The organism is Aquibium sp. A9E412, from assembly GCF_030398335.1.
Lineage (GTDB): Bacteria > Pseudomonadota > Alphaproteobacteria > Rhizobiales > Rhizobiaceae > A9E412.
The window spans coordinates 1-11559 of record NZ_JAOAOP010000089.1 but is presented as its reverse complement, the minus strand read 5'-3'; the positions used below and the strand labels follow the sequence as shown (position 1 = coordinate 11559).

Genomic DNA, 11559 nt, shown 5'->3' with positions numbered 1-11559 from the left:
GGGCTGAGGCGCGCCGGCAGGGCGCCCCGGCGCGGCAGGGCGAGCGCAGCGGCAACGCCGCGGTCTCGAACTATCCGGGCAAGGTGGTGGCGAAGCTGCGCCGCGCGCTGCGCTATCCCGCCGAGGCGCGACGCCAGCGGCTGCGCGGCGAGGTGCAGGTCGCCTTCACCGTGTCGCGCGACGGCGGCGTCGCGGCGCTGCGTGTGGCGCGCAGCTCCGGCTCGCCGGTGCTCGACCGCGCGGCACTCGACACCGTCCGGCGCGCCGCCCCCTTTCCGCCGATTCCGGCGGCCGCCGGGCGCGCGTCCTGGTCGTTCTCGCTGCCGCTGCGCTTCGCGCGCTGAACGCGCCCTGTGCACAACCCGCCGCGCGGCCGGCGGCCGACCGCCCGCACGGCGCGGGGGTGTTGACAGCGCGGCGGCGGCGGGCTTTGCTGCGCCCGCTTCAAGGTGCGGCCCCAGGAGGGCCGGTAAAAGGGAACGCGGTGAGAGCCCTGAGGGGATCGAGACCGCGGCTGCCCCCGCAACTGTAGCCGTGGAGCCCGCTTGATCAGACCACTGTCCGTACGCGGATGGGAAGGCAAAGCGCGGCGCTGAAACGGAAGCCAGGAAACCTGCCTTGAGGAGTCACCCAGCCTGGCCACGGGGTGTGGCAAGGCACGGTCTGTTCCGCAGAGGTGACATCGAGAGATGCGTCTTTGCGCGGAAGGTCCGTCGGGTGGCACGTCCCCATCGACATGGCTCGTCCGGCAAGCGCCGAACTGCAACCGGCAGGCCGCGTGCCTGCCTCCCTCGATGGGAGCCCGCATGACCAAGCTCGCCCTGACCGGCGCCTGCATCGCCGCCCTCGCGCTCAGCGGCAGCGCCCTTGCCCAGGACTTCGACGAGGACGACGACGGCGCCACGCGGCTGCCGTCGCTGCTCGTCGCGGCCGGCATCACCCCGGTGGAACAGGAGAAATCCGGCCGCGCCTTCACGGTGATCACCGGCGAGGAGCTGGCGCGCAGCCAGACCCGCTACGTCGCCGACGCGCTGCGCCTGGTGCCCGGCTTCCACGTGTCGCGCGGCGGCGCGCCCGGCGGCCTGACCCAGGTGCGCGTGCGCGGCGCGGAGGCCAACCACGTGCTGGTGCTGGTCGACGGCGTCGAGGTGTCGGCGGTCGGACAGGGCGAGTTCGATTTCGGCGGCCTGCTGGTCGGCGACGTCGAGCGCATCGAGATCCTGCGCGGCCCGCAGAGCGCCTTCTGGGGGTCGAACGCCACCGCCGGCGTCATCAACATCGTCACCCGGCGCGGGCCGAGCGACGGCGTCGAGATCGACAGCCGCGCGGAGACGGGAACCGACGGCACGGTGATGGGCGGGCTCGCCCTGCGCGGCGGCAACAAGCGGATCGACGCCGCCTTCTCCGCCCAGTACCGCCGCACGGACGGCTTCAACCTGTCGGACTTCGGCTCGGAGAAGGACGGCAGCGAGAACCTGACGCTGTCCGGCCGCTTCAACCTGCAGCTCACCGACAACCTCGTCATCGACGGCAGCGGCCGGTTCGTCGACCGGCTGAGCGAGACCGACACGCAGGACTTCGCCTATCCGCCGACGCCGACCCAAGGGCTGGTCATCGACAGCGACGATGAGATGGGCATGCTGGAATTCTCCGGCACGCTGGGCGCCACCTGGACCTCGCCGGACGGCGCCTGGACGCATGTCGCACGGCTGTCTGGCAACGGCGACAAGCGCGAGGACTTCGCCGGCGGCGTGCGCATCGCCGGCAACACCGGCACGCGGCTCAAGGCCGAGACGCGCTCGACCTACCGGTTCGACACGCCGGCCATCGCCGACGCGGTGCACCGCATCTCGGCCGGCTATCAGTGGGAGCGCGAGCGCTTCCGCCAGCTCGCGCCGGTGTTCGATCCGAGCCAGCTCGCGACGAAGGAGCGCGCCGCGCATTCGCTGATCGCGGAATACCGCGGCGAGTTCGCCGACCAGTTCTACCTCAACGGCGCCGCGCGGCACGACGTCAACGAGGCGTTCGCCGATTCGACGACCTACAGCCTGTCGGCGGCGTGGGCGATCCCCGACACCGGAACCCGGCTGCACGCCTCGCTCGGCACCGGCGTCACCAACCCCACCTTCTTCGAGCAGTTCGGCTTCATCCCGTCGCAGTTCGCCGGCAATCCGGGCCTGCTGCCCGAAACGAGCTTCGGCTGGGACATCGGCGTCGAGCAGACGTTCCTCGACGGCGACCTGATCGTCGACGTGACCTACTTCAACCAGGACCTGACCAACGAGATCGCCACCGTCTACCCGCCGCCCACCTACATCGCCACGCCGGTCAATCTCGACGGCATCAGCCACCGGCAGGGCGTCGAGGTCGCGGCGACGGCGCGGCTGTTCCACGGCTTCTCGGCCACCGCGACCTACACCTACACCGACTCGCGCGACGCCGATGGCGTGCGCGAGGTGCGCCGGCCGCTGCACAGCGCCTCGCTCAGCGCCGCCTACCGCTTCTGGGACGACCGCGCCGACCTGTTCGGCGAGATCGTCTACAATGGCGAGATGGAGGACAACGAGTTCATCGACGCAACGCCGCAGAACCGCGTGCGGCTCGACGACTACGTCCTCGTCACCGTCGGCGGCAGCGTCGAGATCACCGACAACCTGTCGGCGTTCGGCCGCATCGAGAACCTGTTCGACGCCGAGTACGAGGAGGTCTTCGGCTACAACACGCAGGGCCGCACCGCCTTCGTCGGCATCAAGGGGCGGTTCTAGACCCGTGCTGCGGCGGCTCGCCCACGCGCTGACGATCGCCCTGCCGGCGTGGCTCGCAACGCCGGCTGTGGCCGAGCCGCCGGCGCGGGTGGTCTCGATGAACGTGTGCACCGACCAGCTCGCCATGCTGGTCGCCCGGCCGGGCCAGCTTCATTCGGTGTCGTGGCTGGCGGCCGATCCGGCGACCTCGGTGCTCGCCGGCGAGACCGACGGCCTGGTGCTCAATCACGGGCTGGCCGAGGAGATCTTCCTGATGCGGCCGGAGCTCGTCATCGCCGGCACCTACACCACGCGCACCACGGTGGCGCTGCTCGAGCGGCTCGGCATCCCGGTCGCCGCGTTCCCGCCGGCCACCTCGCTCGACGACATCCGCGCCAACATCGTGCGGATGGGAGCGCTGCTCGAAAACGAGCGCCGTTCCGCCGCGCTGGTCGCGGCGTTCGACGCCGAGCGCGCCGCGCTCGCCGCCCGGCCGGCGAGCGGCCGCACGCTCGCCCTCTACCACGCCAACAGCTACACATCCGGCGCCGGCACGCTGGCCGACGCCGTGGTGGCGGCCTCCGGCCTGCGGCATCTGGGCGCCGAGATGGGCTATTCCGGCACCGTGAAGCTGCCGCTCGAGGTGCTGATCGCCGCCGACCCGGATCTGGTGGCCGGCGAGGACGGCGCGGCCGGGCAGCCGGCCAGGGCGCATGACGCCATGCGCCATCCCGCCTACCGGGCGCTTGCCGACGGCGGGCGCGGCATCGCCATCGACAGCCGCCGCTGGACCTGCGGCGCGCCCTTCACGCTGGAGGCCGCGCGCCGGCTCGCCGACGACGCCGAAGCGGCGGGCGATGAGTGAGGCGGCGCGCATCCGCCTTCTCCTCGGCGGCCTGGCGCTCGCCGTCGCGGCCCTTTTCGTGCTGTCGCTGCTGACCGGCCCGGCGGCGACCGGCTTTGCCGACGCGCTGGCCGGCCTGTTCGCCGGCGATCGCGGGCCGCTCGCCCTGATCATGCGCGAGATCCGGCTGCCGCGCGCCATCCTGGCCGCGGCGATCGGCGCGACGCTCGGCCTGTCCGGCGCCGCGCTACAGGGCTATCTGCGCAACCCGCTGGCCGAGCCCGGGCTGCTCGGCATCGGCGCCGCGGCCTCGCTCGGCGCGGTGCTGGCGATCTACACCGGGCTCGCCGCCGCCTTGCCGCTCGGCCTGCCGCTCGCCGCGCTGGCCGGCGCGGTGCTGGCGGTGATCGTGGTGCAGGCGCTGGCCGGCGCCAGCGCCAACGGGCTGACCATCATCCTGGCCGGCGTCGCCGTCTCCAGCTTCGCCGCCGCGGCGACCTCGCTCGCCCTCAACCTGTCGCCCAATCCCTTCGCCGCGCTCGAGATCGTCTTCTGGATGCTCGGCTCGCTGAACGACCGCTCGATGACGCATGTCTGGCTGTCGCTGCCCTTCATGGCCGCCGGCTGGGCGATGCTGGCCGCCCTCGCCCGGCCGCTCGACATGCTGACGCTCGGCGAGCCGGCGGCGCGCTCGATCGGCGTCGACATGGCGCGGGTGCGGTTTCTCGCGGTGTTCGGCACGGCCGCCTCGGTCGGCGCGGCGACAGCGGTGGCCGGCGCCATCGGCTTCGTCGGCCTCGTCGTGCCGCATGTGCTGCGCCCGCTGGTCGGCGCGCGGCCGTCGCGGCTGCTGCCGGCGAGCGCGCTGGGCGGCGCGGCGCTGCTGCTGGCCGCCGACATCGCGGTGCGCCTGCTCGCGCCGGGCCGCGACCTGAAGCTCGGCGTGCTGACGGCGCTGATCGGCGCGCCGTTCTTCCTGTGGCTCGTCTTCCGCTACCGCAGGACGCTGACATGAGCCTGCTGGCGACCGACGCGCTGTCCGTGGTGCTCGCCGGCCGCACGGTGCTCGACGCGGTGAGCCTGCATGTCGGGCCGGGCGAATGCATCGGGCTGATCGGGCCGAACGGCGCCGGCAAGTCGACGCTGCTCAAGGCCGTCCTCGGCCTGATCCCCGCGCGCGGCGGCATCGCGCTGGCCGGCGGCGACGGCCGCGCCATGACGGCGCGCCGGCGGGCGGAGATCGCCGCCTACCTGCCGCAGGAGCGCGAGGTGCACTGGCCGGTCAGCGTCGAAACGCTGGTCGGGCTGGCGCGCGGCTATGTCCGCGGCCCGCTCGCCGGCCCCTCGCCGCACGACCGCGCGCTGGTCGCCGCGGCGATGCAGCGCATGGACGTCGCCGCGCTGCGCGCACGCCGCGCCACCGAGCTGTCGGGCGGCGAGCGCGCCCGGGTGCTGATCGCCCGCGCGCTGGCACAGGACACGCCGCTGCTTCTGGCCGACGAGCCGACGGCCGGCCTCGATCCGGCGCACCAGATCGCGCTGATGGCGACCTTCGCCGCCCTGGCGCGCGAGGGCCGCAGCGTCGTCGCCTGCCTGCACGACATCGCCCTGGCGGCGCGCTGGTGCACCCGCATCGTCGTGCTCGACGGCGGACGCCTGGTCGCCGACGGACCGCCCGGCACGGTGCTGGAGGCGACGCTGATGCGCGACGTCTACGGCGTCGAGATCCACCGCAGCGACGGCAAGGACGGGCTGATCGTGCTGCCGACGGCGCTGTCGGGCGGCCACGCGAACGACACGGAGAGACCATGAGCGCGGACACGGTGAGCCGGCTGATCGCCGAGCATCTGGCGGACTGGCAGGCGGGCTGGAGCATGGGGGCGTTCGGTGCGCTCGCCGAGTTCCACCAGGACGACGGCGAGCCGGCCGTCGTCGACGACCGGCCGGGGCTGACGCGGGCGACGGCGCGCGGCGCGATCCGCTTCGACCCGGCCGTCGCCGCGACGCTCGTCCCGCTCGCCTACGAGACGCTGAGCCCGCGGCCGCAGCGCTGGAGCCACGCGGTGGCGCTGTGCCTGCCGGCCGCCGACGCCGCCGGCGCCGGCCGCGCCGTCTTGAGCGAGCTCGGCCCCGACGCGGCGGCCATCCGGCCGCAGGACCGGGCGGCCATCCTGTTCGACATGGGCCTGGCGCTCGGCAATTGCGACTTCTGCATCCGCACGGCCGACCCGGCGCTGATCGACGCGCTGCGCGCGGCCTGCGGCCGCTCCCTGTTCGACCCCGGCAACCCGGCGATGGCCGCCATCCTGGCGGCGCATCCGCACCGCGTCGCCGTGACGCGCGCCGGCCGGGCCGAGGTGTTCCAGAAGATCGGCGGCCCGGACACCGGCGGCGTCTCGCCGGCCGGACCGCACAGCCACGTGCTACCGCGGCTCTTGGCCTCGGGCCGCACGCACACGGCCAACACGCCGATCCCGCCGGGCATGGTGCCGATCGCCTTCCTGCACCCCGGCAATCCGGTGATCGGGCCGCTCGGCGAGGACCGGCCCTTCGACGCCGGACTGCATGCGCGCTTCCAGGCGCTGCTGTCGCGCCATGGCGTGCCAACCCTGCTGGCGGTCAAGCAGCAGGCCGAAGCGGCGCTGCGCACGGGCGACGGCCCGGAGCGTTTCGCCGCGCCGGACGGGCGGCATGAGCGCGCCGCGCTGCGCGTGACGCTGCGCCAGCACGAGCGGCTTGCCGAGCAGGACGGCGACCGGGCGCTCCTGCAGCGCGTGCGGGCCTGGCGCACCGCCTTCGACGCGATGCGCCCGGCCGACGACGCCGACGACACCGACGACGACGCCCCCGGCCACGCACCCGCCTGACCGGCAAACCCCGCCACGGCGCCCCGCGTCAAGCGCATCCGGGCGAAGCGGAAGCGGGCGGCGGGCGCCGTGACGCGATCGCGGCGTGCTGTGCAACCGAGCGGCATGCGGCGTGGCGGGCTCGCTCTTCGTCGCGCTCTCGTTGCCGGGACGGGAGGGATCTTCGGCGGCGCGTCCCGCCCTCCGAAGACCTGCAGACTCACCGTGGCGCAACCGCTCAGCGTCGCGCTCCGGCAAAATAGGCCAAGGACTTGCGCAGGTCTTCGGCCCGGAAGCGGCGACCGATCACCACAACGGAATTGTCGTCGTCGGTCGGCTTTGCGCCGGTTTCAGGCACGATCTCGGGCTGCTGGACAACCTTGCGCACGCTTTGCAGAAGCAATCGGCCGGCGGGCGTGCGCACCACGCCCTTGACCCGCATGATGTCGTCACCGCGTGCGTAGAGCAGCGCACTCAGCCATACCGAGAAAGCCGGCCAGTCGGTCTCATCGGAAAGATCGAGCCGCGTGGCGGCTATCGTGGCCGAAGCCTCCTCCCCCTCGGTCGGCAGGATTGCGGCCGGTTCGATGCCGGTATGGTCGGGCAGGTCGGCGCCGCTGCCCATGACTGCTCCGGAAATCGCCGCGCCTGGATTGAGTGCGTGCAAAGTCGCGACGAGCCGAGCGAGTTCCAGCCCCGCGGTTGCGTCGATCTTGGTCACCACCAGCCTGTCGGCGGTCTCGATCTGGCGCAGCGTCAGGGGTTCGTGCCGAATCTGATCGAGACCGTACAGAGCATCGATGGCGATGATGATCTCGTCGACCATGAGGTGGTGGATCAGAACCGGATCGGCGCGGATCGTGTCGACGATCGGTCCGGGATCGGCCAACCCGCTGGTTTCGAGCACGATCCGGTCGAGCGAGCTCAGCGCATCGTCGCCGCCGACGCGTGCGTCGCAGATGGCGCGCAAGAGGGCGACCAGCGCATCACGCCCTTCGCAGCAGGCGCACGCGCCCGGCAGCACACGCAATTCCGCCGATCGGGCCAGCAACGCATCGTCGACCGGCACCTCTGCCGCTTCGTTGACGATGATGAGCGCATTCCGCATCTGGCCGTGATGCAATTGGTGGCGCAGCCAGGTGGTCTTGCCGGAGCCGAGAAACCCGCCGAGAACGGTGAGCCGCATGCGCCCGTCGCGGATTTCGCTCATGCGCCGTCGCGCCCGTCCGCATCTTGTGTTTCGGCCAGGAAGCGCGGGTCAAGCGGATCGATGACGCACCCGCTCATGCGTTCGGCCGCACGCCACACCTCGGTGACGTCACCAACCATCTCGTGCCGACCGGTGCGGTCGGAAAGCGTGACGCCTGGCGTCGCGCCGTCGTCATGCACGCTCAGGCCGAATGCCGGCAACACCGACTGAAGCAACTGGGCACGGCGGAAGCGCGCCCGCAAGCGGTCGGTCGGTGTCGAGGCACCGGCTTCCGTCCAGTGGCCCGGAACGGACGGAAAACCGCAATTCGCACACATCTGTCTGCTCCTTTGATCGCGGCGGCCGGCGCGAACGCCGGCTCGCCTTGCCTGGCCGGTTCAGATCACCGGCGGGCGCTGCTTGCCCTCGAAGGGATAGCGCGCTCGGAAATCCTCGGCGATCTCCTCGAACGGCACCCAGCGCACGCCATCGTGGCCGTTGATGTAGTCGATCAGTCTCTCGAGCATCAAAAGCACCTGCGGCCGGCCGCTCACGTCCGGATGTATCGTAAAGCAGAAAGCGGCATAGTCCATTTCACGATAGACCCAGTCGAACTGGTCGCGCCACAGTTCCTCGATGTCGCGCGGGTTGACGAACCCGTGGCTATTGGGCGATTTCTTGATGAACATCATCGGCGGCAGGTCGTCGACATACCAGTTCGCGCCGATCTCGACGAGGTCGATCTCCTTGCCGTGCTCGAGCGGCTTCATCCACTCTTCCGCCTTCTTGGAGTAGTCGATCACCGTCCACTTGTCGCCGACACGGGCATAGAACGGCTGGAAGTCGCGGTAGCCCTGGCTGTGGTCGTATTTGAAGCCGTACTTCTGCAGCAAAGCCGCGGTGCTGCTCGACATCTCCCACCATGGCGCGACGTAGCCGCGCGGCGCCTTGCCGCTCATTTTTTCGATCAGTTCGACCGACTTGGCGAGCACAGCCTCCTCTTGTGTCGGTGTCATGGCGACAGGATTTTCGTGCGTGTAGCCGTGGGCGCCGACCTCGTGGCCCTCGTCGACGATCTGTCGGCACTGATCGGGAAATGTCTCCAGCGAGTGGCCTGGGATGAAGAAGCTGGTGCGCAGGTTGTATTTCTTGAACAGGCGCAACAGCCGCGGAACGCCGACCTCGGAGGCAAACACGCCACGCTGAATATCGGACGGGGAGTCCCCGCCACCATAGGAACCGATCCAGCCGGCAACCGAGTCAATGTCGGTACCGAACGAGCAGAAAATCTCTTTCTTTGCCACTTCGAATCCTCCTTCCAGGTAAAATCGGATTTCTGTTTCGCACCGTGTCGCCCAGGACGGGTCATACCCCGATCGGCATATGCTCCGCGGACCGTTGCACCGCACGCGGCGCTGTCAGTTCTTTCCATGTGGACAGCGCCCGGTTGGCGGCCGAGAAGGGCGGCCGCCGGACCAGCCGACCGCGGCCAGGACGCGGCTCGTTGGCACCTTGCTCGCCCCACACCACCTCGCCGCGCGACAGCGTGTAGCGCGGCATGCCGCGCACCTCGTATCCCTCGAAGACATTGTAATCGATGATCGATTTCTGAGTCGCGGCGGTGATCGTCTTCGACATCTTCGGGTCCCAGATCACGATATCTGCATCGGCGCCGACCATCACGGCGCCCTTGCGCGGATAGACGTTGAGGATTTGCGCGATGTTGGTCGAGGTCACGGCGACGAACTCGTTCATGGTCAGTCGACCCGGCTCCACCCCGTGCGTCCACAACAGCGACAGCCGATCTTCCAGGCCGCCGGTGCCGTTTGGAATTTTCGTGAAGTCGGAGCGTCCGAACTGCTTCTGCTCGCTGGTGAAGGCGCAGTGGTCCGTGGCGACCACCTGCAGGGAGCCGGCGGACAACCCCGCCCAAAGCGAATCCTGATGCTGCCTGTCGCGGAAAGGCGGGCTCATCACCCGCCGGGCGGCGTGATCCCAGTCCGCATGCGCGTATTCGCCTTCGTCCAGCAGAAGGTGCTGGATGAGGGGCTCGCCATATACGCGCATGCCCTTCTGGCGCGCACGACGGATGGCCTCGTGTGCCTGCTCGCAGGAGGTGTGCACGATATAGACCGGCACGCCTGCGGCATCGGCGATCATGATGGCCCGGTTGGTCGCCTCGCCCTCGACCTCGGGCGGACGCGAATAGGCGTGCGCCTCAGGCCCGGCGATGCCCATCTCGAGGCATTTCTTCTGCAGGGCTGCAACCACGTCGCCGTTTTCGGCGTGAACCAGCGGCAGGGCACCAAGCGCGGCGCAACGTGTGAACGAGGCGAACATCTCGTCGTCGTTGACCATCAAAGCGCCCTTGTAGGCCATGAAATGCTTGAAGGTATTGACCCCGCGATCGACCACCGTCGCCATGTCGTCGAAGATCTGCTCCGACCAGCCGGTCACCGCGACGTGGAAGGAATAGTCGCACGAGGCCTGGCGCGCGGCACGCTCTTCCCAAGCGTCGAGCGCCTTCACCATGCCGTCCGCGCCGGGAACGACGAAATCGACAACCAAGGTGGTGCCGCCCGACAATGCGGCGAAAGTGCCGCTCTCCCACGTCTCGGCCGTTGTGGTGCCCATGAAGGGCATTTCCAGATGGGTATGCGGATCGATCCCGCCCGGCATGACGTAGGCACCCTCGGCGTCGATCACCTTGTCTCCACTGAGATCGTTGCCGATCGCGGCGATCGTTTCGCCCTCGATCAAAACATCGGCCTCGTAGCTGCGGTCGGCAGCCACCACGGTTCCCCCCTTGATCACGGTCGACATCGTGTCCTCCTTGCGTTGTCCAGAACCGTTGGCCGGCGACGTCCGCACCGGCGCATTGCTCGTCACGTGGGCGGCGGCACCGCACCCTTTCGCTCGACGATCAGCCGATAGGCGTGCGGCTCGCGATGGCGCTCGAAGTCGAAGATCGTCTCGCGATAGCGCTTGCCGATATCGAGATCACACCGTGCGGTGATGACTTCGTCGCCAATCGTCGAGGCCATGGCGACGATCTCGCCGGATGGCGAGATGATCGCGCTCTGGCCAACCATGTTGGAGCCTTCCTCCACGCCGCATTTGGCCGTGCCCACCACCCAGGTGGCGTTCTGGTAGGCACCTGCCTGCATAGACAGATGGTTGTGGAACTGAGTCAGGCTGTCGATGTCGGGATGCTGGGTGTGGTCATAGGGCGTGTTGTAGCCGAGCATGACCATCTCCACCCCCTGCAAGCCCATGACACGGTAGGTTTCGGGCCAGCGGCGGTCATTGCAGATGCACATGCCCATCACGCCGCCAAAGGCGCGCCAGACACCGAAGCCGAGATTGCCGGGCTCGAAATAGCGCTTCTCCAGATGCTGATGTGTGCGGCCCGGCTGCGGTGCATCGTGGCCGGGCAGATGCACCTTGCGGTATTTGCCGACGATCTCGCCCCTGGTGTCGACCAGAATAGCGGTGTTGAAGCGATGCTTCTTGCCTTGCTCCTGAACGAGTTCAGCATAGCCGACATTGAAGCCGATGCCGAGCTTCTTGGCCTCCTCGAAGAGCGGGGCGGTCTCTGGGCCGGGCATCTCCGTCTCATAAAAGCTGTCGAGTTCGGCCTCGTCCTCGATCAGCCACCGGGGAAAGAAGGTCGTGAAGGCGAGTTCGGGAAAGACCACCAGCTCCGCACCGCGTGCCTTGGCTTCTCGCATCATCTCGATCAGCCGGCGCACCGTGCTGCTGCGGGTGTCCGAACGTCTGATCGGCCCCATCTGGGCCGAGGCGGTGTTGATCAGTCTTGCCAAGACACGTCTCCTTCGCTCGATGGCCTGTCGTCTCGGAGGGGTTTGCGGGACTGGGCCTGCTTCTTCAAGAACGTGTGGATCGAGGTGTGGTCGGCGCCCTGGCCGAGATCGG

11 protein-coding genes and 1 riboswitch are annotated in these 11559 nt (G+C 69.6%); of the genes, 6 read left to right on the top strand and 5 right to left on the bottom strand.

All coding sequences use genetic code 11. The annotated features are described in order from the left end of the window. The 6 genes from N1F89_RS19185 to N1F89_RS19160 form a co-directional block, all read left to right on the top strand. Nucleotides 1–344: energy transducer TonB (locus N1F89_RS19185; RefSeq protein WP_290086044.1), on the top strand; the 344-nt coding region annotated here is incomplete at its 5' end. An 86-nt stretch (nucleotides 345–430) separates the two neighbouring features. Further along, a riboswitch (cobalamin riboswitch) is annotated at nucleotides 431–636 on the top strand. A 170-nt stretch (nucleotides 637–806) separates the two neighbouring features. Beyond that, complete coding sequence (locus tag N1F89_RS19180) at nucleotides 807–2765, top strand: TonB-dependent receptor (protein WP_290086042.1); 1959 nt, start codon at nucleotides 807–809, stop codon at nucleotides 2763–2765. Between the two features lie 4 nt (nucleotides 2766–2769). Continuing rightward, nucleotides 2770–3609 (top strand): ABC transporter substrate-binding protein, encoded by an 840-nt coding sequence (locus N1F89_RS19175; protein ID WP_290086041.1) that lies wholly within the window; start codon nucleotides 2770–2772, stop codon nucleotides 3607–3609. Continuing rightward, nucleotides 3602–4603, top strand: coding sequence for an iron ABC transporter permease (locus N1F89_RS19170; RefSeq protein ID WP_290086040.1), 1002 nt, complete (start codon nucleotides 3602–3604; stop codon nucleotides 4601–4603). Before N1F89_RS19175 ends, N1F89_RS19170 begins: the two co-directional genes overlap by 8 nt. Beyond that, nucleotides 4600–5400: an ABC transporter ATP-binding protein gene (locus N1F89_RS19165; RefSeq protein WP_290086039.1), complete on the top strand. Its 801-nt coding sequence runs from the start codon at nucleotides 4600–4602 to the stop codon at nucleotides 5398–5400. The genes N1F89_RS19170 and N1F89_RS19165 overlap by 4 nt, the downstream gene beginning before the upstream one ends. Next, nucleotides 5397–6455: a hypothetical protein gene (locus N1F89_RS19160; protein ID WP_290086038.1), complete on the top strand. Its 1059-nt coding sequence runs from the start codon at nucleotides 5397–5399 to the stop codon at nucleotides 6453–6455. The genes N1F89_RS19165 and N1F89_RS19160 overlap by 4 nt, the downstream gene beginning before the upstream one ends. A gap of 217 nt (nucleotides 6456–6672) precedes the next feature. Here the strand turns inward: N1F89_RS19160 and N1F89_RS19155 are convergent, their stop codons facing one another. From N1F89_RS19155 to N1F89_RS19135, 5 genes are all read right to left on the bottom strand, one after another. Beyond that, the gene (locus tag N1F89_RS19155) at nucleotides 6673–7644 is read right to left on the bottom strand and encodes a CobW family GTP-binding protein (protein ID WP_290086037.1); all 972 of its coding nucleotides are present in this window, start codon (nucleotides 7642–7644) and stop codon (nucleotides 6673–6675) included. Continuing rightward, complete coding sequence (locus N1F89_RS19150; RefSeq protein ID WP_290086036.1) at nucleotides 7641–7961, bottom strand: hypothetical protein; 321 nt, start codon at nucleotides 7959–7961, stop codon at nucleotides 7641–7643. Before N1F89_RS19150 ends, N1F89_RS19155 begins: the two co-directional genes overlap by 4 nt. A gap of 60 nt (nucleotides 7962–8021) precedes the next feature. Further along, entirely contained in the window at nucleotides 8022–8927 is a 906-nt protein-coding gene (locus tag N1F89_RS19145; protein WP_290086035.1) for a polysaccharide deacetylase, read from the bottom strand. 61 nt (nucleotides 8928–8988) lie between these two features. Then, on the bottom strand, nucleotides 8989–10446 hold the full coding sequence (hydA, locus tag N1F89_RS19140; protein WP_290086034.1) for a dihydropyrimidinase: 1458 nt from the start codon (nucleotides 10444–10446) through the stop codon (nucleotides 8989–8991). A gap of 62 nt (nucleotides 10447–10508) precedes the next feature. Continuing rightward, on the bottom strand, nucleotides 10509–11447 hold the full coding sequence (locus tag N1F89_RS19135) for an N-carbamoyl-D-amino-acid hydrolase (protein WP_290086033.1): 939 nt from the start codon (nucleotides 11445–11447) through the stop codon (nucleotides 10509–10511). Nucleotides 11448–11559: the final 112 nt, after the last annotated feature.

Coding starts and splice junctions, on each gene's coding strand:
- N1F89_RS19170 (WP_290086040.1), top strand. CDS start 3,602: ATGAGTGAGGCGGCGCGCATCCGCCTTCTCCTCGGCGGCCTGGCGCTC.
- N1F89_RS19165 (WP_290086039.1), top strand. CDS start 4,600: ATGAGCCTGCTGGCGACCGACGCGCTGTCCGTGGTGCTCGCCGGCCGC.
- hydA (WP_290086034.1), bottom strand. CDS start 10,446: ATGTCGACCGTGATCAAGGGGGGAACCGTGGTGGCTGCCGACCGCAGC.
- N1F89_RS19155 (WP_290086037.1), bottom strand. CDS start 7,644: ATGAGCGAAATCCGCGACGGGCGCATGCGGCTCACCGTTCTCGGCGGG.
- N1F89_RS19150 (WP_290086036.1), bottom strand. CDS start 7,961: ATGTGTGCGAATTGCGGTTTTCCGTCCGTTCCGGGCCACTGGACGGAA.
- N1F89_RS19180 (WP_290086042.1), top strand. CDS start 807: ATGACCAAGCTCGCCCTGACCGGCGCCTGCATCGCCGCCCTCGCGCTC.
- N1F89_RS19160 (WP_290086038.1), top strand. CDS start 5,397: ATGAGCGCGGACACGGTGAGCCGGCTGATCGCCGAGCATCTGGCGGAC.